The 24,896-nt window shown below is 46.9% G+C and carries 21 protein-coding genes and 1 pseudogene; 20 read left to right on the plus strand and 2 right to left on the minus strand.

The window, feature by feature from the left end; translation table 11 throughout:
- Positions 1-399: 399 nt before the first annotated feature.
- The gene (locus AB432_RS05675) at positions 400-2,367 is read left to right on the plus strand and encodes a methyl-accepting chemotaxis protein (protein ID WP_048031424.1); all 1,968 of its coding nucleotides are present in this window, start codon (positions 400-402) and stop codon (positions 2,365-2,367) included.
- Positions 2,368-2,417: 50 nt separating this feature from the next.
- Here the strand turns inward: AB432_RS05675 and AB432_RS05680 are convergent, their stop codons facing one another.
- On the minus strand, positions 2,418-2,642 hold the full coding sequence (locus tag AB432_RS05680) for a hypothetical protein (protein ID WP_007729801.1): 225 nt from the start codon (positions 2,640-2,642) through the stop codon (positions 2,418-2,420).
- Positions 2,643-2,838: 196 nt separating this feature from the next.
- Between AB432_RS05680 and fabL the strand changes: the two genes are divergently transcribed.
- From fabL to AB432_RS05710, 6 genes are all read left to right on the plus strand, one after another.
- Positions 2,839-3,597, plus strand: a complete 759-nt coding sequence (gene fabL, locus AB432_RS05685; RefSeq protein ID WP_012684763.1) for an enoyl-[acyl-carrier-protein] reductase FabL — start codon at positions 2,839-2,841, stop codon at positions 3,595-3,597.
- A gap of 111 nt (positions 3,598-3,708) precedes the next feature.
- Positions 3,709-4,122, plus strand: coding sequence for a GNAT family N-acetyltransferase (locus tag AB432_RS05690; RefSeq protein WP_016742780.1), 414 nt, complete (start codon positions 3,709-3,711; stop codon positions 4,120-4,122).
- Positions 4,123-4,170: 48 nt separating this feature from the next.
- Entirely contained in the window at positions 4,171-4,707 is a 537-nt protein-coding gene (locus AB432_RS05695) for a DUF402 domain-containing protein (protein ID WP_007729805.1), read from the plus strand.
- Between the two features lie 57 nt (positions 4,708-4,764).
- On the plus strand, positions 4,765-6,546 hold the full coding sequence (locus AB432_RS05700; RefSeq protein ID WP_048031425.1) for an ABC transporter ATP-binding protein: 1,782 nt from the start codon (positions 4,765-4,767) through the stop codon (positions 6,544-6,546).
- Between the two features lie 24 nt (positions 6,547-6,570).
- Positions 6,571-7,791, plus strand: coding sequence for an MFS transporter (locus tag AB432_RS05705; RefSeq protein WP_048031426.1), 1,221 nt, complete (start codon positions 6,571-6,573; stop codon positions 7,789-7,791).
- A 116-nt stretch (positions 7,792-7,907) separates the two neighbouring features.
- Positions 7,908-9,125: an MFS transporter gene (locus AB432_RS05710; RefSeq protein WP_048031427.1), complete on the plus strand. Its 1,218-nt coding sequence runs from the start codon at positions 7,908-7,910 to the stop codon at positions 9,123-9,125.
- Positions 9,126-9,256: 131 nt separating this feature from the next.
- On the opposite strand, the gene AB432_RS05715 is transcribed toward AB432_RS05710, so the two are convergent.
- Positions 9,257-10,120, minus strand: a complete 864-nt coding sequence (locus AB432_RS05715) for a LysR family transcriptional regulator (protein WP_048031428.1) — start codon at positions 10,118-10,120, stop codon at positions 9,257-9,259.
- A gap of 172 nt (positions 10,121-10,292) precedes the next feature.
- Here AB432_RS05715 and AB432_RS05720 point away from each other — a divergent pair, with 172 nt between their 5' ends.
- The 13 genes and pseudogenes from AB432_RS05720 to AB432_RS05780 all read left to right on the plus strand — a co-directional run bounded on the left by AB432_RS05720 (position 10,293) and on the right by AB432_RS05780 (position 24,477).
- Positions 10,293-11,462, plus strand: coding sequence for a 2-methylaconitate cis-trans isomerase PrpF family protein (locus AB432_RS05720; RefSeq protein WP_048031429.1), 1,170 nt, complete (start codon positions 10,293-10,295; stop codon positions 11,460-11,462).
- A 127-nt stretch (positions 11,463-11,589) separates the two neighbouring features.
- Positions 11,590-12,624, plus strand: coding sequence for a Bug family tripartite tricarboxylate transporter substrate binding protein (locus AB432_RS05725; protein WP_048031430.1), 1,035 nt, complete (start codon positions 11,590-11,592; stop codon positions 12,622-12,624).
- A gap of 84 nt (positions 12,625-12,708) precedes the next feature.
- Entirely contained in the window at positions 12,709-13,170 is a 462-nt protein-coding gene (locus AB432_RS05730; RefSeq protein WP_048031431.1) for a tripartite tricarboxylate transporter TctB family protein, read from the plus strand.
- Between the two features lie 15 nt (positions 13,171-13,185).
- The gene (locus tag AB432_RS05735; RefSeq protein ID WP_048031432.1) at positions 13,186-14,712 is read left to right on the plus strand and encodes a tripartite tricarboxylate transporter permease; all 1,527 of its coding nucleotides are present in this window, start codon (positions 13,186-13,188) and stop codon (positions 14,710-14,712) included.
- A gap of 118 nt (positions 14,713-14,830) precedes the next feature.
- A complete protein-coding gene (locus tag AB432_RS05740; protein WP_048031433.1) occupies positions 14,831-16,963 on the plus strand; it encodes a methyl-accepting chemotaxis protein in 2,133 nt (710 codons plus the stop codon).
- 28 nt (positions 16,964-16,991) lie between these two features.
- Positions 16,992-17,222: pseudogene (locus AB432_RS05745) on the plus strand (flavodoxin family protein); the annotation flags it as partial.
- A 372-nt stretch (positions 17,223-17,594) separates the two neighbouring features.
- A complete protein-coding gene (locus AB432_RS05750; protein ID WP_048031434.1) occupies positions 17,595-19,061 on the plus strand; it encodes a contractile injection system protein, VgrG/Pvc8 family in 1,467 nt (488 codons plus the stop codon).
- A gap of 18 nt (positions 19,062-19,079) precedes the next feature.
- Entirely contained in the window at positions 19,080-19,697 is a 618-nt protein-coding gene (locus AB432_RS05755; protein ID WP_053079552.1) for a hypothetical protein, read from the plus strand.
- A 1-nt stretch (position 19,698) separates the two neighbouring features.
- Entirely contained in the window at positions 19,699-20,199 is a 501-nt protein-coding gene (locus tag AB432_RS05760) for an imm11 family protein (RefSeq protein WP_048031435.1), read from the plus strand.
- A gap of 11 nt (positions 20,200-20,210) precedes the next feature.
- Positions 20,211-20,834 carry a hypothetical protein gene (locus tag AB432_RS05765; protein ID WP_048031436.1) on the plus strand — a complete coding sequence of 208 codons (624 nt, stop codon included), beginning with the start codon at positions 20,211-20,213 and terminating at the stop codon, positions 20,832-20,834.
- 38 nt (positions 20,835-20,872) lie between these two features.
- The gene (locus AB432_RS05770; protein WP_048031437.1) at positions 20,873-21,241 is read left to right on the plus strand and encodes a DUF4280 domain-containing protein; all 369 of its coding nucleotides are present in this window, start codon (positions 20,873-20,875) and stop codon (positions 21,239-21,241) included.
- Positions 21,228-24,080: a phage late control D family protein gene (locus AB432_RS05775; RefSeq protein ID WP_235617624.1), complete on the plus strand. Its 2,853-nt coding sequence runs from the start codon at positions 21,228-21,230 to the stop codon at positions 24,078-24,080. Before AB432_RS05770 ends, AB432_RS05775 begins: the two co-directional genes overlap by 14 nt.
- The gene (locus AB432_RS05780; protein ID WP_048031438.1) at positions 24,073-24,477 is read left to right on the plus strand and encodes a hypothetical protein; all 405 of its coding nucleotides are present in this window, start codon (positions 24,073-24,075) and stop codon (positions 24,475-24,477) included. The genes AB432_RS05775 and AB432_RS05780 overlap by 8 nt, the downstream gene beginning before the upstream one ends.
- Positions 24,478-24,896: the final 419 nt, after the last annotated feature.

Here is a 24,896-nt window from a genome sequence, read left to right on the forward strand (position 1 = left end):
GCAACAACGCCTGTGGTCGGTAATAGACGAAATGGAATGTTGAAGAGTACGAATACTACTAGAATTCGTCGACCCAGGAGGCGCTGCTATATTTAGTTGGAACATCCACAAGACGATCAATAAGAGCTGGATTTAGATTCATTGCTATCATCATCATGGTGCTGCCTCCTTTCTTTCCGTAGTAGTAGTGTGTGGAACGTACTCTTAGAATATGGCATTTTTTTCTTGTTGTAAAGCGATTTTTTACCTATTTCTAGAAGAAAGTATATTCTGAATATAATAAAAAATAATAAATAATAAACGAATGTGCAGTTTGGTGGGTAAATGAAGGTTTGCAATGAGCATATAGCGGGTATCCATATAGGACAATCATGACAAGTAGAAAGGTGATGCTAGCGAATGAAAACACCCAGACTGACTGTAAAAACCAAGCTAATCGCTACATTTTCCACAATATTAGTGATCCCCATGCTCTTGCTCGGGTTGCTTTCTTACCAGAGTGCCAAGGCTGAGTTGTCAGATGAATTGCTTACGACTGCCTCTGAAAATGTTCGGCTGATAGATGCGCTTTTGAATCACACACTGATGGAGCAATCGAGGAATGTGGAATGGATTGCTTCTGATATTGTACGCCATGACATCTTAGAAGAGACCAAAATGGAGACGAAAAAGAAATTCAAGCGTTTTCTCGCAATGAACCCGGAAGTGAGTGAAGTGTATATTGGGGACGAAAATGGTGGCATGCTGACTGCGAATGATTCGAAGCTTCCAGAGGGATACGACCCGCGAAAGAGGGATTGGTACATAGCAGCCATGAAGCAACCAGGCAAGAGCATCATTGTGGACCCATACATTGATGCCATAACCGGAAAAATCGTGTTGGGAATGGCGATGTCCTTGCCAGATAAATCCGGTGTTCTGGGAATTGATATTCAACTGACAGCTCTGGACGCGACGGTCAAGCAAGCGAAAATCGGTACCCAAGGATATATGGCGATTTTGGATAAAAACCGAAAAATGCTAGTCAATCCAAATGGAGAGTCTGGTGTTGAGATTGCAGAGTCTTGGGTAGATACTGTATATGCAGAAGAGTCAGGTCGCTTACAATTTCAGCACGAAGGAAACCCTGTCCAAGCCGTGTTTACTACGAATGAAAATACGGGCTGGAAGCTGGTTGGCGTGATGTATGAAAGTGAAGCAGCAGAAGCAGCAAATCCGATTTTTTACACGATGCTCGTGATTATAATCGCTGCGTTGGTGGTAGCTGGCGGAGTCATTTACCTGATTTTGCGCTCCTTACTCCGTCCTTTGCGCATGTTGACAGAAGCAGCGGAAAAAATAAGCCAAGGCGATGTGACACAACAAGTAGATATACGAAGTGACGATGAGTTGGGTACGTTGGGCAAAGCCTTCAATCATATGGCGGTATCTCTTCGTTCCTTGCTCCATTCTGTGAATGATTCTGTTCAGCAACTGGCTTCATCGGCAGAGCAGCTCGCTGCAAGTGCGGATCAGACAAGCAAAGCGACAGAGCAGATTGCAGAGACCATGCAAGAAATGGCGGAGGGAACCGAGCAGCAAGTTTCCTATACGCAAGAGGGGAACGCAGCAGTCGAGCAAATGTCGGCAAGAATTGGTCAGATCGCAGAGCATACACAAAACGTATTCACTGCAGCCCAGGAATCGTCGGACTTGGCAGTGACCGGAAACAAAGCCATTCAATCTGCTGTGTTGCAAATGAACGCATCCAGCGAATCGATTCACGGACTGGCAAACGTCGTGGATAATCTGGGGACGCGTTCCCAAGAGATCGGAAACATCGTGGATGTGATCACTGCCATCGCAAACCAAACCAATCTGCTCGCACTAAATGCAGCAATTGAGGCGGCACGAGCAGGGGAGTATGGACGAGGCTTTGCTGTGGTGGCTGATGAGGTACGCAAGCTGGCAGAGCAATCCGCAAGCTCGGCACAGCAAATTAGTCAGCTAATCACCGCGATCCAAGCGGAGACAAATCATGCTGTGATTGTTATGGATCAGAGCAAGCGTGAAGTAACGGAAGGTATCGAAAAAGTGAACGAAGCTGGCCAGTCCTTCGAACAAATTCAATCAGCCGTCAATGAAGTGGCAGAGAAAATCGGTCAGGTATCTGAAGCGACGCGTGATTTCTCCACAAGGGCACAGCAAGTGGTTGAGATTATTGGTCATATTTCCGAAGTGACACTGCAAGCGTCTGATGGAACACAAAGTGTATCCGCAGCTGCCGAGGAGCAGCTAGCTTCTATGGAAGAGATCGCTTCTTCAGCCGTTTCTCTTGAACACCTCGCGGAGGAATTGCAAAACCAGATCGGCAAATTCCGTATCTAAAAATAAGCCCGGCGCCGTGTTTATATACACGAGCAGCCGGTTTTTTTAACTTAATCGTAAATAGGTGACGAGGAATGATCCCATCCCCCGCTATCTCCATTCACTGGCCCACGGGATTCAAGCTCATGGATGACTTTGACGTGAAGAGAGGCTCCTTCTGCACTGAGATAAGCTGCCAACTGTGAAAAACTGTGATGGTAATAAAGCAGCTCATTCATTTCCCAATCAGCCAGTGGCACCATGGTTAATTCGGACAATTCCCGACCTATGTACACCCTGCCATTCCTCCTTATGTGGTAGTGGCTTGCCTGATACTGCGAGCTTAGTATGGCTATAGTCGAGAGGATCAAGTCATGCCGGGATTTTTTCCGCAGGTAGAAAAAGCGCAGGTGGAGTTGTATAATGAATAAGTGATTTTTACTTATTAGTACCTGCTATTAATAGTTGGTCAGGTTGGGAGGTAATCTTTTTATGAATACAACGAAAAAAGTAGCACTGGTTACTGGCGGAACGCGAGGAATCGGAAAAGCGATTGCGCTTCAATTGGCAGAACAAGGCTATGACCTGGTACTGAACTATTTGCGTAACCGCACTGCGGCAAGAGAAGCGGCAGCAGAGCTGGAAGCAAAGGGCGCTCGTGTCCATCTGATCAAAGCCAATGTAGGGGATGTAGCAAAAATCAAAGAGTTGTTCGCAGAAATTGACCAGGAGTTCGGTCGCTTGGATGTATTTGTGAACAATGCGGCATCGGGTGTACTGCGTCCACTGATGGAGCTGGAAGAAAGCCATTGGGACTGGACCATGGAAATTAACAGCAAGGCGCTGTTGTTCTGTGCGCAAGAAGCGGCAAAACTAATGATCAAGGGTGGTAACGGCGGAAAAATCGTGAGCTTGTCCAGCCTTGGGTCCATTCGCGTTCTCGACAACTATACAGCGGTTGGCGTATCGAAGGCAGCTGTAGAAGCGATTACTCGTTACTTGGCAGTCGAGCTCGCACCGCATAATATTGTAGTAAACGCTGTATCAGGCGGAGCGGTGGATACGGATGCACTCAAACATTTCCCGAATCGTGAAGAATTACTCGGCAGCTCAGCAGAGCGTACGCCAGCAGGACGCATTGTGGAGCCTGAAGATTTGGCTAATGCCGTGATGTTCTTGCTCTCCGACAAAGCATGGATGGTTCGCGGACAAACATTGATTGTAGACGGCGGTATTTCTCTTTTGACATAATGATTTATGGTAGATGGAGTATGGAGTTGGAGACTTTGTGGTGTTGCGACACAAGACAAAGTTGTCCATGTGTTGTACAATAGAGGAAGAAGGTTACGAAGGAGGCAACACATGCTGATTCGTCCGTTTCGACTCGGTGACTATTCGGCTATCACACGTATTTGGCAGGAGACGGGGTTGGACCAATCGGACAAAGAGTCATTGAACGATTTGGCCCAGCATTTGGCTTGGGACAGCGATCTGGTAATGGTTGCAGAAATTGAAGGCAGAGTGGTAGGGGTCGTGGTTGGCACGATCGACGGAGCACGTGCCTATTTCTACCGATTGGCTGTACTTCCAGAGATGCAAGGCTCAGGTATTGGTCGCGAACTCGTTGAAGCAATTGAAAAGCGTTTCAAGCAACGAGGTGTCAATAACGTCTTGATCATGGTCAATCAATCAAATCCGGAAGTCCTTCCGTTTTACCTTTCACTTGGCTATGAAGTACAAAAATATGTTACACTTTCCAAAAAGCTCTCTTCTTAAAGGAGGCTTGTCCCCATTCAAATAGAGAAGAGAAGAAAGGGGAGAGTCATGTCACCAACTCCGGGCTCCAATATCCGCATAGAAAGTTATAAACATGACCATTCGTTGCACCGCATATGGGACAAATCCACGTTGATTCATACCAGTGATGCGGTGGTGATTGGGGGAAATGATCGGGTCAAGGTGACAGAAGCAGACGGGCGGGAATGGCGTACGCGTGAACCGGCCATTTGTACATTTGGTAGAGGCCAGTGGTTCAATACCATTGCCATGATTCGTGATGACGGTATTTATTATTATTGCAACATTGGTTCGCCCTTCAGCATGAAGGGACAATTGCTAAGCTACATAGACTATGATCTCGACGTAAAAGTGTTTCCTGATATGACGTACTCAATTCTCGACGAAGAGGAGTTTCTTTTGCATAGCAAACAGATGAACTATCCTCCATTTGTTGTGGAAAGAGTGCAGACAGCATTGCGAGAGGTGCTGGATTGGGTAAGCGCACGACGTGGCCCTTTTCAGAACGGTTTTGTCCAACGTTGGTACGAGCGTTATCTTTTAGTACGAGATGATGAGGAATAATCCCTTTCCCGAATGACCGGGGGAGGGATTTCCTTGTTTGCAAAGGAGGTATGATGGTTGAGCATACGCCGCTATTTGGCTTATGTCCTGCCCTATTGGAAACAAATATTGGGCACTATATTCATTGGTATTATTAAGTTTGCGATCCCACTTGCTCTGCCGCTTCTTATCAAATACGTCATTGATGACCTGCTGCCAAGTCCGCTTCCTCAAGAGGAAAAACTGAAGCAGTTATTTTGGCTGATGCTCGGGGCCTTTTTGTTATTTACCGTCGTTCGCACTCCTGTTGAGTACATTCGGCAATACTATGCACAGTGGGTATCCAGTCGTATCCTGTTTGACATCCGCAATCAATTGTTTTCTCATTTACAACGACTGTCGATGCGATACTACAACAATACAAAAACCGGTGAGGTCATCTCTCGCGTCATTAACGACGTAGAATCCACCAAAAGCTTCGTGGAAACGGGATTGATGAATCTCTGGTTGGACCTGATTACGATTACGCTGACGATGGGGATCATGCTCTACATGGACGTGGAGCTGACGATTGTTGCGATTATCGTTTTCCCTTTGTACAGCATCTCCGTCAAGTTTTTCTACAAGCGCTTGCGTCAACTGACGAAGGATCGTTCTGCTGCACTGGCGCATCTGCAAGGCTATTTGTATGAGCGCGTGAATGGCATGTCGCTGATCCGCAGCTTTGCTTTGGAAAAGCAGGAGAGCAAGGAATTTGCCAAGGAGAACAATCAGTTTTTGGATAAAGCCCTGGCACATACCCGTTGGAACGCCCGAACCTTCGCCGTGGTCAATACGGTGACGGATATCGCACCGCTTCTGGTCATTGCCTATGCTGGCTACCAAGTCATCGGCGGGAGTATGAGCGTGGGGACGCTCGTTGCTTTTTATGCTTACTTGGAGCGTCTGTACACGCCCTTGCGTCGCTTGGTGAATTCCAGCACGGTGCTGACTCAGGCCATTGCCTCGATGGACCGGATGTTCGAGTTTATTGATGAATCGTATGATATCGTCGACAAGCCAAACGCGGGGGAGCTTCCTGTCGACCCTGCAACCAATCGCATTCGCGGCGAAATTCGCTTTGAGAACGTGTCCTTCCGCTATCGGGAGGAAGGCCCGCTTGTCTTGAACAATGTGAATCTGAGCATCTCTTCTGGTGAAACCGTTGCGATTGTCGGGATGTCAGGCGGAGGAAAATCTTCGCTGATTAGCTTGCTACCGCGTTTTTGGGACGTGACAGAGGGGAAAATTACGATTGATGGCATCGATATCCGCGATGTAAAACAGCAAAACTTGCGGCATCACATCGGAATGGTGCAGCAAGATAATATTTTGTTTAGTGAATCAGCAAAAGTGAATATTTTAATGGGCAATCCTGACGCAGATGACAGTGCTGTGCAAGAAGCTGCGAAGGCTGCAAATGCCCATGACTTTATTAGCGAATTACCGAATGGCTACCATACTGAGCTGGGAGAGCGCGGCGTAAAGCTCTCTGGCGGGCAAAAGCAGCGAATCGCGATTGCGCGTGTTTTCTTGCGTGACCCGGGTATTCTGATTTTGGATGAGGCGACGTCAGCACTCGATTTGGAATCAGAGCACACGATTCAGGAGTCTTTGTCCAGATTGGCAAAAGGAAGAACCACCCTAATCGTAGCCCATCGACTTTCGACGATTACCCATGCGGACAAAATCATTGTCATGAAAGAGGGACAAATTGTTGAGGAAGGCAGGCATGAGCAATTGCTGGAGAGAAAGGGCGTATACTATGGCCTGTGGAGTGTGCAAGATTTAGGAAGTACATCCGACCCGCAACTGGGATAAGCAGATGGGATTGGAGGAAATCCGATGGAGATATGGCGCCGTAATTTATATGTCCTCTGCGGATCGTTGTTTTTCGTCATGGTGGCGATGAGCATGATCATGCCTTTTTTACCGCTTTACATTCAGCAGGATTTCGGAATTGAAGATCCTCATCAAGTCACGGCTTGGGCAGGGATTATTTTTGGAGCCAACTTTTTGACGGCGGGCCTCGTCTCGCCTATTTGGGGGAATTTGGCCGATAAGCACGGGCGCAAGATCATGATTTTGCGCTCGGGATTTTTCATGTCCATTACCATGGCACTGACCGGTTTTGCGGGAAGCCTGTGGCAGCTTTTGGCCCTTCGTCTGCTCAATGGACTGGTAGGGGGAATCATCCCTGCCAGTACCGCATTAGTAGCATCCTCTGTACCAAAAGAACGAATTGGCTATGCAACCGGGTTGCTTCAGTCTTTTATTACGGCCGGAACCATTATGGGACCGCTGTTTGGCGGCGTCCTCGCGGAGAAGATCGGCTTTCGGATGATTTTTGTGATTACCGGTTGCGTATTATTACTGGCGACCTTGGTCATTACGTTTACGGTGAAAGAGAATTTTGTTCCACCTGAAAAAAAGGAACGGTCGAGTCTACGGGAAGATTTTCAGATGATCTTTTCTTCCAAAGAGCTCCCGGCGCTCTTTTTTGTAACGGTAATGATCCAGTTTGCATTGTTTAGCATTATCCCTGTGTTGCCGATCTACATATCGCAGTTGCTCGGTTCGGAAGGGGCAAAGGTAGCGCTGTGGGCCGGAATTGTCCAAGCATGCATGGGGGTAGCCAACGTCTTTGCCTCGCCACAGTTGGGGCGTCTAGGAGATCGGTTTGGTTCGCAAAAGGTGCTCTTGTTCTCGCTTTTGGCTGCCGCAATCATCTTTATTCCACAAGGTCTCGTACATACGGTATGGCAATTGGTCGCGCTTCGGTTTTTGTTAGGCTTGTCGCTGGGAGGATTGCTTCCATCCGTCAATGCTTTGCTGCGACGAGCAACACCTGTACATATGGTCAGTCGCGTTTATGGCTATAACAACAGCTTCGTCAGTATCGGCAGTATGCTTGGACCGATGATTGGTGGCTTTTTGGCAGGCTATGTGAATATTAGTGGAGTCTTTTACATGACGAGTGCTTTCTTGTTTATTAACGCAGGCTGGGTGTACTACAGCTTTTTCCGAAACAAATCTGTACAGCATCCTGATTCTGGAATAGAATAATAGGTAATTTTCGCGAAGAGAGGTGCACCTCCATTGTGATGGCGAGTCGGTGTGAATAACTTCATATTCCATCAGGACGTATAGGCTGGTCCTGAACCGACAGGAGGTTGTGCTTTATGTGGCAGCGACGCTTTATTTGCCTCTGGGCGGGTCAGACATTGGCCAACCTTGGGGATGTATTTTATATTGTCGCGTTTATTTCGGTCATCTACGCTGCAACTGGCTCCGTCATGTACACGGCGTTTATACCGGTTGTCATCGTAGCTTCGCAGTCTGTGAGCAGCTTGTTGGCTCCGTTAGTGTTTCAGCGATTGTCGTTGACGGGCATGCTCGTGCTGTCGCAAGGCTTGAAGACGATACTTTTGGCTACGGCCTCATTAGCTGTCAGCAGCGGTGTAGGAGAGATCTGGCTATTGTTCGGATTGGGGGCTGCCATCGCCTTTATGGATGGCTGGGCAAACCCTGCACGCAATGCCATGGTGCCGCAGTTGGTAGGACGAGAAGACCTCATGCGAGCGAACGGTTTGCTTGCCACCTCGGATCAAACTGTTCATTTTGCTGGCTGGGCCGCAGGGGGATTACTCGTTTCTTGGTTAGGAGCGGGTATTGTTCTGTGGGGAACGGTCGGTGCCTATGTTGTGGCAACGATCGCCATGACAGGCATTGCACCGGCAAGCCAAAAGCTGCGTGAAGAACAGGCAGCTCGGGCGACAACAAACTGGCTCACTGGATGGAAAACAATTCGCGATGTACCTATACTGCGACTGCTGGTCGCGATGGATGTCGTGATCGGCTTGTCCGGGGGTGTATGGATCGCTGCGATTATGCTGCCATTTGTCCTTGATGTGCTTGGGCAAGGAGAAGAATGGTGGGGCTACATCAATGCCGGTTACATGCTTGGAGCCATTGCAGGTGGGACGTTGCTATTGATGTATGCGGAGCGGATGCGTCGCCATTTATTTCGCTGGATCATTTGCGGTACGATTAGCGTCGGATTCTTTACCTTTTGTTTTGGCAGCAGTACAAACGCGCTGGTGGCACTGTTGTTTTCCTTTGCGCTGGGCCCGTTTTTGGAGATGGTGCATGTAAGCAAGCAGACACTTTTGCAGCAAGAGACGGAAGAATCAGCACTGCCCTATGTTATGTCAGCAAAGGGGACGATTGATTTACTCGTTTTTGGCGCTTCTGCTCTGATGATGGGGGCTATCGCTGAATGGCAGGGAGTCCGGGCTGTTTATTATGTATCTGCTGGATTGTTACTGATTGCTTTCCTTTTGGCGTTGCGCTTGCAAAAAAAGCAGACGGAGCATACGAGTGGGGTTTCCGTAAATTAAAACACGAACAGGCTGTCTTATCTGTAGACTTTTCTACTGGTAAGGCAGCCTTTTTTGATGATATGCTTCTTGATCATAAGAAGGTATACGTATTTTTTATCTATTTCCATAAAGTGAATTTATCGAAGTACTTACATCAGCTTCATCTCTTTAATAAAATCAACAAACGCTTTTAATAGAGAGATTTGCATCGATTCCTTCCGATAAATCATCCACGATTTGCGCAAGATCGGCTCGCCGTGCTTCGTCCGCAATTGAATCCGGTAAAAGTCTTCACTGCCCGTCAACACAATCTGCGGGATGATCGCATAGCCGAATCCGCTCAGGACCATCTCCTTGCACGTCTCCATGTGATCCACTTCCATCGTGATCGATGGGGGCTTGGAAAACGTCTCCTTCCACCAGTTGTCAAACAAGTTTTCGAGCGAAATATCGGTTTTGTACATGATTCTGGGGAGTTGGGGCAGCTCATGCAGCGAAATCTCCCGCTTGGATACGATCCAGATGTTTTCCGTCATGATGAGATGTTTTTCCTCCGGCCAGTTGTAGTCTCCGCGGATGAAGCCGATATGGACGTCTTGCTTGTACACGGAATTTGTCAGCTCCGAGCTGCGGCTCGATGTTACCTTGAACTCCACGTCCGGGTATTGCGTATGGAATTGCTTTAAGATATGCGGTAGCTTATAGCGGGCCAGGCTGCTCGCTGTTCCGATTTTTAATGTTCCTGATATTTTGTTGTCCATGCTTAACAGAAATTCTTTTGTCCGCTGCAACTGCTGGAGCATCTCGATCGCATACTTCACCAAATACTCGCCTTGCGGGGTGAACTCCACGCCTCTCCTGCCCCGGTGCATGATCGTAATCCCGAACGCTTTTTCTAGCTGCTGAATGCGATAGCTGAGCGAGGGCTGGGATACATACAAAACCTCCGCTGTTTTGGTCATATTTTGCTGCTCGTAGAGTGTTTTTAAAAGCAGCCAATCCTTTTCATCCACGTCTTTTTCACTCTCCCTGCACGCTTTCGTTCTGTACCTTTATTGTAGTAAAAATTGAATGAATCGTACAAAAATTTTATGGAAAATGATAAAACATTCGTATTTCTTTTTATATTCACTGATGTGGTACCTTAATGGCACAGAATTAAAAAAACATTCATGGAGGCAGCAGATGTACGATTTTGGCCAAATTCACAAAATCCCAACCGTGATCATGAGGGGCGGCACCAGCAAAGGATTGCTTTTACGAAGATCGGACCTTCCTTCAGATCCAAAGCTGCGCGATGAAGTCATTTTACGCTTGTATGGAAGTCCTGACAGCACACAGATCGATGGGTTGGGCGGAGGCACCTCGCTATCCAGCAAGCTCGCCATTGTCGGACCGTCCCTTCAGCCTGATGCGCATATTGACTACACATTTGGTCAGGTCAGCCTGGAGAAAAAAGTCATCGATTACCACGTAACATGCGGTAACTTTGTCACAGCAGTTGGCTTGTATGCAGCAGAGGAAGGATATGTGCCGTTACAGGAGCCGGTTACCTACGTACGGATTTACAACACCAATATTAACAAGATGATCGTGGCCGAAATTCCGGTAAAGGATGGGCAAATCGAGTACGAAGGAGACTTTGTCATCGACGGTGTCCCCGGCTCTTCAGCAAAAATCATGATCAATTTCCTCAACTCCGGCGGTACTTTTACAGGAAGAACTCTGCCAACCGGACATGCTACTGATATGATCCATTTACAGGATGGACGTCAGTTCGAAGTGTCGATAGTCGATTGCGCCAACGTTGTGGTGTTTGTGAGAGCAGGGGATGTGGGCATGCAGGGAACTGAGCTGCAAGCAGAGGTCAACAACAATAAAGGACTCATGTCTACATTAGAATCCATTCGAGTGGAGGCGGGCATTTTAATTGGAATGATTCAGCCAGATGACAGAGAGATTGTCTCACCATCGTCACATGCTCTGCCAAAGATTGCGATGATTGCTCCGTCCCAAGCGTATAGCACTTCCGATCATCGCACGATTGAAGAGAATGAAATCGATTTGATTTCACGCTATATTTCCATGGGGAGTCTTCACCGTGCATATGCGGTAAGCGGAGCTATTGCAGTGGCAGCGGCGGCCAAAATCCCGGGAACCATCCCGAATGAAGCGGTCGCCACACAAAAGAAAGGAATTCGCATTGGGCATCCGTCAGGGGTGATCTATGTAGAGTCTACAGTGGAACAGGATGGAACCAACTGGATTGTGAACCGGGCAGCGAATGGAAGAACGGCGCGCAGGCTGATGGAAGGCTATGCACATGTGCCCATATCCGTTTTACGCGAAAAATGACTGATTATTCAGCCTTTTATTGGGGAAATGAAGAAAGTCTGTGCAGTGGCGAAATACCCTTTACGGGCTTTGCCACTCACAGAATAATGTAAGCGTTTTACTATACGAAACAGTAGGAGGAATTGTCATGCAAAGAAAATCGAAAAAATGGATGTTGGCTGTTTTGTCTACAGCACTGACGGTCAGTTTGGCTGCCTGTGGGGGTGCCAAGGAGACTGGTAAAGATCAAGCGACTGCGGCTGCATCCAACTATCCGGAAAAAGCGATCACGCTCGTTGCTCCCAATGGGGCAGGCGGTGGTTTGGATAAAACGGCAAGACTTCTGGCAAAAGGTTTGGCTGACACGAAATTGGTAACGGAAACGGTTCTGGTCGAAAACAGACCTGGCGGGGGAGGTAGCGTCTACATGGCGGAATATGCCACCAAGGAAACCAAAAATCCGTACAAGCTGCTAGTGAACTCACCGCCAGTGCTTTTGAACAACCATAAAAAAGAGGGAAATAGCCCATATGGCTACAAGGATACAACTCCACTGGCGCAGTTAACAAGAGATTACGGCGCGATCTCCGTGCCTGCTGACTCCAAGTATCAGGATCTTAAGTCTCTCCTGGATGACATCAAGGCAGACCCTACACAGGTGACAATCGCTGGTGGTTCCTCACCGGGCAGCATGGACCATGTGATTGCGATGCTTCCAATCTACAAGTACGGTCTTGATCCGACAAAGGTGAAGTATGTCGCGTATGAGGGTGGTGGAGAATCGATCACCGCGCTGCTCGGAAACCATGCACAAGCTGCTGCCAAGCCTGTATCACTGGTACTGCCTTATTTGGAAGCGAAAAAAATCCGTGTGTTGGCTGTGACTGCACCTGAGCGTCTGGGCGGAATTTTGAGCGACGTGCCAACTATGAAGGAACTCGGTCTGGATGCGGAATTTACGATCTGGCGCGGCGTATTGGGTCCAAAAGAGATGGGAGAAGCCGAGATTGCGTACTGGGACAAAACCTTCAAGGCATTGAGTGAAAAAGAAGAATGGAAACAATTGCTGAAGGCGGATGGCGTAGAGGGAGATTACAAGAACTCGAAGGATTTCAAAGCATTCCTGGACGAGCAGGATAAACAGATCGAGGAACTGTTGAAGGCGATCGGTATTCATAAATAAAGCGGGAAACAGAGGGAAGGGGCAGGACCTCTTCTCTCTTTCGCTCGCTTCGCAGCAGATTTTCAACAGGGAGGAAGAACAGCAATGAGTAAAACATTTGATCGCTATGCCAGCCTGGCTTTCCTTGCGCTGGGTACCGGATTTGTCTACCAGAGCCAATATATTAGCCAAAGCGCTTACGGAAGCAATGTCGGGCCAAACATTTTTCCGATGGGGCTGGGAGTTATCCTGATTTTATTGAGTCTTCGTCTGTTTTTTGAAACCTTCCGCTACAAGGCTGAGGATGGTAGGGAGAAGGAAGTTCTTGATTATAAGCGATTTTCTATCATACTGATCGCAGCGATTGGCTACGTGCTGTTGCTTGAGCTGCTCGGGTATATCATTTCTACCTTTTTCTTTCTACTGGTTGGCTTTCAAACCATGGATAGAGGAAAGCCACTGGCAACGATACTGATCGCCGCTGCTTTCGCCAGTGGAATCTATATCGTGTATGTGAAGCTGCTAGAGGGAACATTGCCAGGACTACCTGTATGGTTAGGCTTATAGGGAGGGAATAGGAAGATGGATACCTTGCAATATTTGATGAGTGGATTTGCTGTTGCACTCCAATGGCAAAACATCCTGTTTGCGTTTGTCGGCGTCTTGATCGGTACAATGGTGGGCGTACTACCAGGAATCGGTCCGATCAGTGGTGTAGCGCTTCTGATACCAGTCACAGCATCGTTGACAGGTGGTTTGCCACCTGAGGAGGCCGCGACCAGTGCGATTATTTTGCTGGCGGGTGTGTATTATGGCGCGATGTACGGCGGGTCGACTACTTCGATTTTGCTCAATACACCGGGCGAATCATCCTCGGTGGTCACAGCGCTGGATGGTTATCCGATGGCAAAGCAGGGACGAGCAGGTGCTGCTTTAGCGATTGCTGCGATCGGTTCATTTGTAGCGGGGATTATTTCTCTGATCGGATTGGTTCTGTTAGCCAAGCCGTTGTCTGAGGTCGCCTTAAAGCTGGGACCGGCTGAAGAGTTTTCTCTGATGATTCTCGGGTTATGCGCCTTGAGCGGATTCGCAGGCAAGTCGATTACGAAGGCCTTGCTCATGACGACAATTGGCTTGATGATGGCGACGGTCGGGATGGACACGATCTCGGGTGTAGCTCGTTTTACCTTTGACCTGCCCGAGCTGTACCAAGGGCTGGAGTTTCTCACGGTTGCTGTAGGGATTTTTGCGCTGGGAGAGGTTTTTAAAACGATTCTGGACAGAGAGAGCAACAGTGGAGAGATTGCGAAAATAACCCGCATTTTGCCGACGAAACAAGACATGAGGGATAGCGCTGGACCAATATTGCGAGGCTCGCTGCTCGGCTTTTTCAAAGGAATCGTACCTGGCTCAGGAGCTACGCTGTCGTCGTTTCTCTCGTATTTGCTGGAGAAAAAAATCAGCAAGCATCCAGAGAAGTTCGGGAAAGGCGCTATCGAGGGTGTTGCAGGACCAGAAGCAGCCAATAATGCTGCCTCTGGAGGAGCGATGATTCCGCTTCTGACGTTGGGAATACCGGGAACAGGCACCACGGCCGTCCTGATGGGGGCGTTAATCATGTATAACGTCCAGCCGGGTCCCTTGTTATTTGAAAATCATCCGTCTATTGCTTGGGGATTGATTGCCAGCATGTTTATCGGAAATCTGATGCTGTTGCTGCTGAACATGCCTTTGGTTAAGGTGTTTGCCAAAATTATTGAAACACCGCCAAAGTACCTGATTCCGATGATCGTCGCGATTTCTGTCTTTGGGGTATATGCGGTGAAGGTTTCGACGTTTGATTTGTTGCTGCTGATCGCTTGCGGGATATTCGGCTATTTTATGTCCAAGCATGACTATCCAATGGCACCGCTCGTTCTCGGTCTTGTACTTGGACCAATGATCGAAAATAACTTGCGTCGGGCGCTGACCATTTCCAACGGTGATCTCATGATCTTTGTCGAACGCCCTGTTTCCTTTGTCTTTTTGCTGATTGCCGTGCTGTGGGTAACGGTGCCGCTCATCATGAAAATGAAAGGGAAAAAAGTGATTGTCAATGAAGAAGTGTAAATAAGGGATGGTTGTACTGTTTTGTAAGAATTTTTTAAAATTTTTGTTTTGATTTGCTAAAAGTAGGGAATTCGATACATGTCTTTTTATTTTGAAGCATTGGAAAAGAGGTGTATCCATGAATTTGTTTACACGGTTTCTAGCAGCTTTTATGATCATTACACTGCTCAGCGTCGGCGGAGTAGCAGGGACAAATTATTTTTTTCTTGAGCGTCTGGTCATGGAAAATAAATCTTCTCAGCTCGAGGATTCCCTGAATTATGCGGGTGACAAGATTCGTACATGGGCACAAGAGAGGCATGTATCGCTGGCACAGGTTGCCTCTTTGCCGAATATAAACAACATTCCGTTTCCCGAGACAGCGGACAATTTGCCTCCAGAGGTCGAGTACTGGGCGCAGACGGTGAAAGGGCTGGCAGAAGCTAATCCTACGACAACCACAGCGATCCTGCGACCAGATGGCAAAGCGATCATCAATCCGTCGAGGGGGTTTCGTCTTGAGGATTTGTCCTCCCGTGATTACTTCAGCAAAGCCGTTAAGGAACAAAAGCCAGTGATTGGTTCCGCTTTTGTGTCTACAGGGGATGGAAAGGTGAAGCTGCCATTTTCTACACCGGTCTACGATCAAAACAAAAAGCTGTCCGCTGTAGTCCAGCAAGCAGTGACGCTCGATTCCATTGCAGCGTTTATTAACGGCTTTACTTTGGGAACGTCGGGTCGTGCGTACTTGATCGACCAAGACGGGCAACTGATCGCCGGCTCTACTGAGCTCAAGGAGAGCAATTGGTACAAGGAGCAGCTGGATGCGCATGTAAAGCCGCTCGAAGCAGAAGTGGAAAAGGCCAAGCAATCAGGTGATGCCAAACAAATCGAAAAGGCAGAAAAAGAGCTGAAAGCGGGTCAACTTTTCCCGAACATTTCGATGAAGCAATTTCCTCCGGCTGCCAAAGCTATCGAGACAAAAGCGACAGGCCTGATTATGGAACCATATACAAGCTATAACGAACAAGAAGCGATTACAGCTTACACTTACTTGGAAGAGCTGGGCTGGGCGCTAGTAATCGAGGAAAATTACAGCGATGTGTTGGCTAGCATTTACGAGAGTCGTAACATCAGCCTGGTGACGGTACTCGTTAGCCTGATAGCAGCAGTAGGGCTGAGCATTTTCCTTGCACGCTCCCTGATTAAGCCAATCCAGACAATCGTCACAGCGCTCGATCAAACGGCAAAAGGCGATCTTACCTGTACGCTGGCATTGAATCGTTCGGACGAACTGGGTACGCTCAGCAAGGCATACAGCCTAATGACGGAAAACCTGCGCTCCATCATCAATCAGCTCTCGGCTTCGGGAGAGGAGCTGCAGCAGTTTTCCCAGTCCTTGATGCAAGCAAGCTCGGTGACCAGCACGGCCATGACGGAAGTGACTTCGACCATTGTGGAAATTACCAAGGGAGCCGAGGAAACCAGCGGAAATATGGATCAAATCGCGAATGACATCAATGACTTGAACAGCTTGACAGTCGATATTCAGCGATTTACGGAGCAGACGCGAACGGCTTCTCTTGATATGATGGATGCTTTTCAGGAAGGGAAGGAAGCTGTCTTACAGGCGTCTACTAAAATGAATATGGTACAAAATTTGATGAACCAGAGCATGGAGTCTATGACAGAGCTGCATGTCCAATCAGAGCGAATCGGGCAAATCTCTACCATGATCTCGTCGATTTCCAATCAGACGAATCTTTTGTCGCTAAATGCGGCGATCGAAGCAGCGAGAGCGGGTGAAGCAGGCAGGGGATTTGCGGTGGTAGCTGATGAAATTCGCAAGCTGGCTCAGCAGACAGCAGATTCGACGCAAGACATTCAAGGGATCATTGATAACATCCAGTTGCAAATCAATCAGTTCATGAAGCGCTCAGAGGAAGGGCACGGCGTGATCGAGGAGGGCGTTCGAATCGTCGGACAGACTGGAGAGACGTTGGGTGATTCCGTGGAGCGAGTACAACAGACCGTTGCTTCGATTGACGATATTAAACAGCGGATGGATGAGCAGGCCAAGCTGTCCAGGCAAATGGTCGATGCTGTTTTGGAAGTAACGGCTCTTTCCGAGGAAACATCGGCTGGCTCCGAGGAAGTACGTGCTGTGGCGGAAACGACGCTGGGCGATATGGACAGGCTGACGCAGTCTGTGACAGAACTGGATAAAATGATCCGACAGTTTGAAGCGTTGGTGAAGCATTTTAAGCTTTGAGAAAGGCAGATTTTTGCCGCACACCAGTATCCATCTGCGTGAAAAAAACATTCGCCCGATTCACGACCAAAGGCATGACGAGGGAGGCTTCGATGCAGTCGCGGATGATTACGATGAAGTGACAGAAGCGGAGCTCGCCCATGATTTTCTGATTTTTTCTACACCGATCTATTGGTACGGCATGTCGGGGCAGATGAAAAACTATGTGGATCGCTGGTCGCAGAGCTTGCGTGACAAGCGTTATTCCTTCAAAGAACGGGCAGTAGAGGAAGCAAAGATTTTTAATGCGTGGCTGAAGGACAAACAATAGCCTGAAAGACCGGAGAGAATTCCGGTCTTTCTTTTCTTTCAAACGAGCTCCTCATTCATCTAATAAAAGCGCTGCGTAATGAACTGCTTATAGCCCGGCTACCTAAGTGTTAGTAGTTACAAGATAATGGTCAATAAGTAGGTAGGGCAATTGGATATTTCCAAAAACAGGGTAAAAAGCACTAGGTTGTAAATAAAAAAAGGACTTTGTGCTTATTTATGGTAATGGAAACAACTACTACCATTAATTTATCTATAAAGAATGGTCTATTTTGGTATAAGAGATAGAACATTGGATATATCCACGGAGGGAGTAGTCTACGTGAGTAATCGGGTTTTAACCTATGGAAATATTCAAGTGACACCTTACAACTTCACGCATTTGCAATCACTAAAAGTGGTTAAAAAGATGAACGAACACGCGAAGGTAACGATCACGGGCATTATTCCAGATGAGCTGAAAGACAGCTATGTGAATCTAACAAATGAACAAACGCATATCAAAATAGCTTTGACGGACGAGAAGGGGCAGCCGAAGCCATGGTTTCAAGGCATCGTGACGAATGTAAACATCCAATCCGTCAGGGGCATTTATTACCTAACAGTGAAGGCTGTTTCACATAGCTACTTATTGGATGTCAAACCGAGAAAACGCTCATTCCAAAATCCAGCGATGACTTATGCGGCGCTAGTCAAAATGGTGCTGTCCGCATATGGGAAAGCGGATTTTATCGATTCGGTCACGAACGGCAAGGCGATCAATACGTTTGTGATGCAATATGAAGAAACCGACTGGCAGTTTCTCCAGCGGATGGCATCGCGATTCTATACGGGCTTGGTGCCTGCAACGGCTTTTGATCTACCCAAATTTTATTTCGGTCTGCCCAAAGGGAAGGACAAAGGCAAGCTAGAGGTCGCGCATTATACGGTACAAAAGAGGGTGGGGGAATATCAGAGCGCTGCGGAAAACCGAGTGCCAGGAATTGATGATCAAGATTTTACGGTATATGAAGTGGAAAGCCCGCAGATCCTCGAAGTCGGTGATGAAGTGAGCTTCAAGTCCAAGAAGCTTGTCGTCGGAGAAGCTGTCACTGAAATGAAGGAAGGAATACTGACGCATACCTACAAGCTCTTTCCACATAAGGGACTCTCGCGCAAGAAAATGTATAACAACGCGATCATAGGTGCCTCTATCCAAGGGCGCGTTCTTCAGATTCAAAAAGATAATATCAGAGCCAAACTAGACATGGATGATCAACAGGATGAGAGTACTGCTTACTGGTTCCCTTATTCGACGATCTATACGTCCGAGAACAATACAGGTTGGTATGTCATGCCGGAAATAGGCGACCAGATACGAATCTACTTCCCGAGCAAAAAGGAAGAGGACGGTATCGCCATCAGCTCGGTGCTCCGAGATAACCCAGGTGCCGAATCTCCGGCTCCCCAAAAGTCCTCCGCTCCAAGTAGCTCAAGACCGAGCGCGGGCCCCGATCGGATGAAAGATCCGGCTGTGAAGACCTTCCGCACGAAATACGGCAAGGAGATCATGCTGGCGCCAGATAAGATCGTGATATCAGCAGGCGGTATGTCTATCACAATCAGCGATAATACCGGAATCGAGATCGTGAGTGATAAAAATGTGAGCATTAGTGCTAGTAACGAGGCGTATCTGATCGGGCAAACGCTACGAGTCAAGGCCGATAAGATCGAGCTGATTGGAAAAGGAAACACCATTTCATTAAATGAAAAGATCGAGATCAAGGGAACGGAGATAAAAATGAACTAATGGGAGGAACACACGGTCATGATGAAAGAAGAAGCACTCCAGCATCTGCACGACCAGGTGTTTTTGCCTGCTTTGGCAGAACGGGTGGCGGCAGTCCAGCTATTTTTCCATCAACATCAAGCCCAGCTCGTCGATGAGTTTGTGGAGTCGTTTCGACAGATCGCAAGTCGGATCAAAGTCATGCAGGATCGTGAGGAGCTAGCACCTGTTGGATTTATTCATTACTCCATGCTGAGGACATCTATTCTGGAAGGTACTTATACCTACCTCATTGAGGCTTATACAGATCAGTGGTATTGGGAACCTGTCGAATGCTATGCCAGATACGACGCCAGTTGGGCTTTTCAAGAGATTTCATCGTTGATTCGTCTTCTAGATGAGCAGCGTAAAAAGTACATCGGTGTTCTACACACAGCGGATGTGGAGCATATGGTATGGAAGCGTTTGGATTGTTTTAGTCAAATGGTGACGGATCTGATCCGGATAGCGATCCAAGAAGCCATAAAACTCCCAGAGTATTCGGAGATAAATAAGGCGAAATGTTTGCGCATCAGGGTCGGGGAGTTTAAGGACTTTAGCGAAGATGTGCATATTGATGATGGTTCCACACGAGATCAAATCAAGGGGGCGGGATGACTTGAGAGATTACTACCAACTCATGGATGACAGTCGAATCGCTCAAAAGGTGAAACCGCAGGGTCTACGAAAGGAAGACAGCTTCGCACAGCTCCCGCCTGTCTCGATTTTAGATGTCGCTGAACATAGCTTCAACGAGTACACAGACTGGCTGGAAAAGCCTGTGCCTATGATGTCACAACAGATGAAGTCGATTATCGAGAAATACAATCCGAGAATTCAGTGGAAATGTGTCCATTTGATAGACAAGCGATCTGGCTCACAAAACGTGTACTGGGTCATGCAAATACCTACCTTGGATTGTCTTTCACAGGATAGCGAGTTTTATCTAAATGGAACCGTAAAGAGACTTGTGTTAGACCACGAAAAGATCAAGGCGCATCATTTTTTTGCCATTGAAGGAATTTTGGAGCCGTATATCGTGGTGAGTCTCGATGTAGCAGAAAGCTTACTGCGTAGAAGCTATACGGGCTTTGTTTTACAAAAAGTAGAGCAGGCGTAACGGAGGGAGTCATGACCGTTTACTGGGATGAGAAGATCTTGGATGCCTGGAATGACATCCTGAAACGACGTGAAATCAAGGAAGTAGAAGAGAAGATGGCACAAATGTCACCTGAAGAATGGCTGGCAGGAGTGCAGCGTGGTGTCATTGAGTACGAAGGGCAAACGATTTATTGCGAAGAGAAGCTATTTTTCAACGAGCAGATGACGATTCATCTCCCAACGTCTATGTGGCTGATTCCTAGAGGGATCGAATCAAAAGGAAATACAACTCACCAGCATGATCAGATGACTTACAAAAATGAAAAAGGCACAGTCATGTTTGGTCTGACACATATGACGCACCTCATACAGATGGACGATGTAGAGCAATTTTTGAGTACAATGACGATTCAGTTGAAAAAAAAGCAAGCGGGCTTGCAAGTCGTACATAACGAAGTGATTGAGCTCAGTGAAGTGAAGGTGGCGAGTAGCGAATTCGTCATACCGATAAAGAACGGGAAGTATTATCAAATCTTGTTTGTTACTGCACTAGAGGGGAGATTGCTGCTCGGTAGCTTCCATTTCGCAGCTGACGAAGTGATTGTATGGCAGCCATTAGCTAGAGCCTTGATTCGAACGATGCGACTGGTATGAGTTATTGCAACGTTATGTAACGAAAGGGGAGTAGGGAGATGCTTTTGTCTTTGCTTCAACTTCTGGCTCCGAAGGCACACGGTGAGTATTCCTATGTTGTACGTGGGGCAACCGTAAAATGCAGTGAGGGAACAGACACCAGCTTTTTAAATTTGCCGCAATGCCACGGAGTATACGCGCGTGGTAAACCGGTCATGAATATTGCCGATAACGTTGTCGATGCCAATATTGGGTGTTTTGGTATTTGCAGGGAAACAGGAACCGTATGTAGACCAATGATAGCTAACAAGTGGACGGAAGGAAAGCACGATGTACTGGTAAAAAACGAGCCAGCCTTACTCAGTAAGTCGGAGCTGATTTGTACTGTCAAAGGGATTATTACGATTGAAAAGGATGGGCAGGATTGATGTGATTGAAGGAGAGGAGTTTATGCAGGGAACGGATGGAGTCATGACCTACCAGGATATACAGATTGTCTGGCCCTATGGAACGATCCGACTTGATCGGTTGGAATTTGTCCATCAAACTGGCGAACATGCAAAATTACGCTTTACAGGTATTGTTCCCGAAGAAAAAGAAGATGAGATTATACATAGAGCAAGCAGCCACGACGTTATTGAGCTGTGTCAGAAGGTAGGAAAGCAGAAGAAGTCGATATTTATCGGACGACTACATCATGTGGAGATCAAGGTTGTCCGTGATGTCCACTATGTGACGGTGGAAGCTGTATCGCATACCTATGCCATGGATATGGGCGTGAAGATGCGTTCTTTTCAAGACGAGAGCCGATTGTACTCAAGTATTGTAGATGAGCTCGTGTCGAAGTATCCTGGTGGAGATATGATCGATAATGCCTTCAATGATCTCAAACAGGGCAAATACATCATGCAGTACGAAGAGACGGACTGGGTGTTTTTAAAACGAATTGCCTCTCACGTAGGGGCTGTCCTCGTACCAGATGTGAGTGCAAATAAGGTGCGCTTCTGGGTCGGTCTACCAGAGGGAAGAAAGCAGATCAAGCTGAAAGACAGGCCATACGAGGTTAACCAGTCCATCGCACCATATAGGACCTACACGTTTGAACACGACGATGTTTTAGAGCTTGGGGATGAAGTGTTACGAGAGGGGCAGACCTTCGCTATTACCAAGCGAATAGCAAGCATGGCAGATGGTCTATTCAGGTGGACGTATGTTTGCGCAACTCGCAAAAGTGTGAAACAAAAGAAGTTCTATAACAAAGCCATCATCGGTGCCGCTATCGACGGGAAAATCATTCAAATCGGACGAAACCAAGTCAAAATCCATCTCACTATCGATAAAACGCAAGATAAGAGCAAGGCACAGTGGTTCCCGTATGGGGCGGAAGGCAACCAAATCCTATACCTCATGCCGGAGATCGGCTCTAAAGTAAAATTGTATTTCCCAGGTGCCGATGAGGACGATGCGATGGTCATCAACTCCGTCCGTCATGCGCCACAGGGAAGCTTTGTCGAGAAGAACGACAAGCGAATGGTGGACCCGGGAGTCAAATCGTTTGGCATCCCACAAGGAAAAGAATTCACCATGGGAGACACCGAACTGAGGATGACCGCCAAAGAAGGTGCGTTGGAAATCTCGATGAGTAGCCTCTGGGGTGTGAGTCTGAACAGTACCACGAATGTAAACATTCAAGCGTCAGGAGAGCTGAATGTAAATGGTGCCGCTGTCTACATGGTGGGTTCGGGAGGGATGTACCTCGATACAGCTACGGATACGATCGCATTAGTAGAAGAGAACGACACGAGTAGCGATCAGATTCTTCTGGATGCGGAGAAGAGTCATTCTTTTGCACCAATCTTGAGTCCGTTTGAACAAGATATTAAGAGTCTAGGCTGGCAGGGCGCGGTAGATAAACGACTCGTAGATCACGATGCGGCCGAAGCCAAAGGGGAAGGGGAAGTCGTTGAAGAGACCCTGTCGTCGCTATGGAACTTTGCCGTAGATGTTGCCGATGTTGCCTACACGGGCGTACAATTGTTAGCGAGTGATGAGGGTGAGACGGTCACCAACATTAGGGGAGCTAAGGTTAAGTCGTTAACCGAGGGGAACAACTTAGCAAAAGAAACAGAACAAAAAGCTACGAGTGCGGCAAACTATGTAGGAGATGTGTTTCAGGGCGAGAAGTCGTTCGGTGAAATCGGTCAAGATATAAAAGCGGCTGGTGTAAAAGTCGGAGAGAGCGTCATGCAAGACTACGTTATTCCAGTCGGGGTGAATTGGCTACACCATATAGAAGACAAGTATGGAGGTGAAGAAGCAAAGCTAAAAAGAACACTGGAGGAAAGCTACCAACGAGGTAGGAATAGGGGAAGAGTAGATGTCATAGGTGCTGAGGTAATCGCGAGTGGACTGTCAGGTGGAATGGGTGGAGCCGCTATGAAGACAGTGACTACAACCGCCAAACTGACGCCAGATGGACCAAATAGGGATCGTACGCCAGATGGTAACGGCAGAGATGGAAGCAACGGAAGCAATAGAAGCGACGGAAATGAAACTCCATTATTCGGACTTTTTGACTCGATTAAAAAAGATATGGAAACGCTGGATGGGAAGTTCAAAACGAAGGCGAAGACTGTTGAAGATGCGTTGAAAGAAATGCAAGAGATGGTTAATAGTTTTGTAGCTGCTATGCAAGGATTTTCCAATCTGGTTCCCGATACAGGTACGCCGAAGTTATTTTCGTTGGACGGGAATGGTGGTGGCGGGCATAACCATAATACTGGGAATAATAGAAATAATAAGCGAGATAATGAGGGGACGGGTGATGCTACTAAGTTTAAATTTCCTGATGACCCAATGAGAGATGTTAGTGGTTCTGGTAGAATTTCAAACCCAACAGAATGGAATGATATACTAAAAGATGTAGAATCTCAAGGTGGAAAAATTAACTACACAACTGATTCAACCACCATGGGATATGGACCAAATGGCACAAGAGGAAATCCAGGTACTATATCAATAGATCCTGATGCATCTTTTAGTGCTTTGAAACATGAATATCAACATTTTCTTGATGACAAAGCAAGTGGTTGGGAAGGTTGGAGAGTAAAATTAACTGATTATGATGAAGCTTATCGATGGGAGGTAAATGCTTATCAAATAGAAATTGATATGGCAAAAGAGCTAGGAAGAAATGATGTAGTTGAGCATTTACTAAAAAATTTAGAAAAAGAAAAATCCAAAATTTATAATCCATGGGGTGATTAAGATAATTAGCAAAAATGAATTAGATGAAAAAATTCGCCAAATAAAGCAAAATGAATTATCAGTACAAGAGTTAATTGATTGTTTGGATTCGAAACAAATGTATATTATCAGCAACACTATTATTCAATTGGTGAAACTAAAAATTAATAATTCGTTAGTTATTGCTAAGCTTCAAAATTTAACTCAATATATGGGTGAACGTTATGCTTTTGCAGAGGGAATTGGAATTGGACATTTTGCTATGGCAACACTATCAATCTTTAATACCTCTGACTCTTTATATGTGTATCATGAAACTTTAAAAAATTTAATGGATATAGATATAGAGAGGATTAAAAAGGCAACTCTAATCCTGAATGACTTAATTGATAATGATATTAAGGAGGATAAAGGATAGAAAGTTTTATTTCGGTGGGGCCACCCAGTACGGAATGAGCCCATCATTCAACCAATTACAGACTTAACCCATGTAATACCCGTACACAGATTTCTTCATTTTCCTTGTACGCACATGAAGCTTTAATTTTATACCCTATTTAACGTAATAGTATTGCATCGAACAGGTCGATTATGGTCAGATACCACCATGATTGACCTGTTTTTTGTTATGTTCGTTTTCTTGCGGTTTTTTCAAAAATAATTGGTGAAGGGGCGGTCAGAGAAATATTTACTGCAACTAATTGGGAGCATGAGCGACAAGAGTCAATGCTATCGACCACTGAAATGATGGCTAGAAACATCGGGTGTAGTTCTAAGTCAGTAGAACGTCACATCAAGGAATTGGCAGGCAAGAAGAGTCCGGTAACGACGACACAT

It is taken from the genome of Brevibacillus brevis, from assembly GCF_001039275.2.
GTDB classification, from domain to species: domain Bacteria; phylum Bacillota; class Bacilli; order Brevibacillales; family Brevibacillaceae; genus Brevibacillus; species Brevibacillus brevis_C.

Coding starts and splice junctions, on each gene's coding strand:
- AB432_RS05675 (WP_048031424.1), top strand. CDS start 400: ATGAAAACACCCAGACTGACTGTAAAAACCAAGCTAATCGCTACATTT.
- fabL (WP_012684763.1), top strand. CDS start 2,839: ATGAATACAACGAAAAAAGTAGCACTGGTTACTGGCGGAACGCGAGGA.
- AB432_RS05690 (WP_016742780.1), top strand. CDS start 3,709: ATGCTGATTCGTCCGTTTCGACTCGGTGACTATTCGGCTATCACACGT.
- AB432_RS05695 (WP_007729805.1), top strand. CDS start 4,171: ATGTCACCAACTCCGGGCTCCAATATCCGCATAGAAAGTTATAAACAT.
- AB432_RS05705 (WP_048031426.1), top strand. CDS start 6,571: ATGGAGATATGGCGCCGTAATTTATATGTCCTCTGCGGATCGTTGTTT.
- AB432_RS05710 (WP_048031427.1), top strand. CDS start 7,908: ATGTGGCAGCGACGCTTTATTTGCCTCTGGGCGGGTCAGACATTGGCC.
- AB432_RS05720 (WP_048031429.1), top strand. CDS start 10,293: ATGTACGATTTTGGCCAAATTCACAAAATCCCAACCGTGATCATGAGG.
- AB432_RS05725 (WP_048031430.1), top strand. CDS start 11,590: ATGCAAAGAAAATCGAAAAAATGGATGTTGGCTGTTTTGTCTACAGCA.
- AB432_RS05730 (WP_048031431.1), top strand. CDS start 12,709: ATGAGTAAAACATTTGATCGCTATGCCAGCCTGGCTTTCCTTGCGCTG.
- AB432_RS05735 (WP_048031432.1), top strand. CDS start 13,186: ATGGATACCTTGCAATATTTGATGAGTGGATTTGCTGTTGCACTCCAA.
- AB432_RS05740 (WP_048031433.1), top strand. CDS start 14,831: ATGAATTTGTTTACACGGTTTCTAGCAGCTTTTATGATCATTACACTG.
- AB432_RS05755 (WP_053079552.1), top strand. CDS start 19,080: ATGATGAAAGAAGAAGCACTCCAGCATCTGCACGACCAGGTGTTTTTG.
- AB432_RS05765 (WP_048031436.1), top strand. CDS start 20,211: ATGACCGTTTACTGGGATGAGAAGATCTTGGATGCCTGGAATGACATC.
- AB432_RS05770 (WP_048031437.1), top strand. CDS start 20,873: ATGCTTTTGTCTTTGCTTCAACTTCTGGCTCCGAAGGCACACGGTGAG.
- AB432_RS05775 (WP_235617624.1), top strand. CDS start 21,228: ATGGGCAGGATTGATGTGATTGAAGGAGAGGAGTTTATGCAGGGAACG.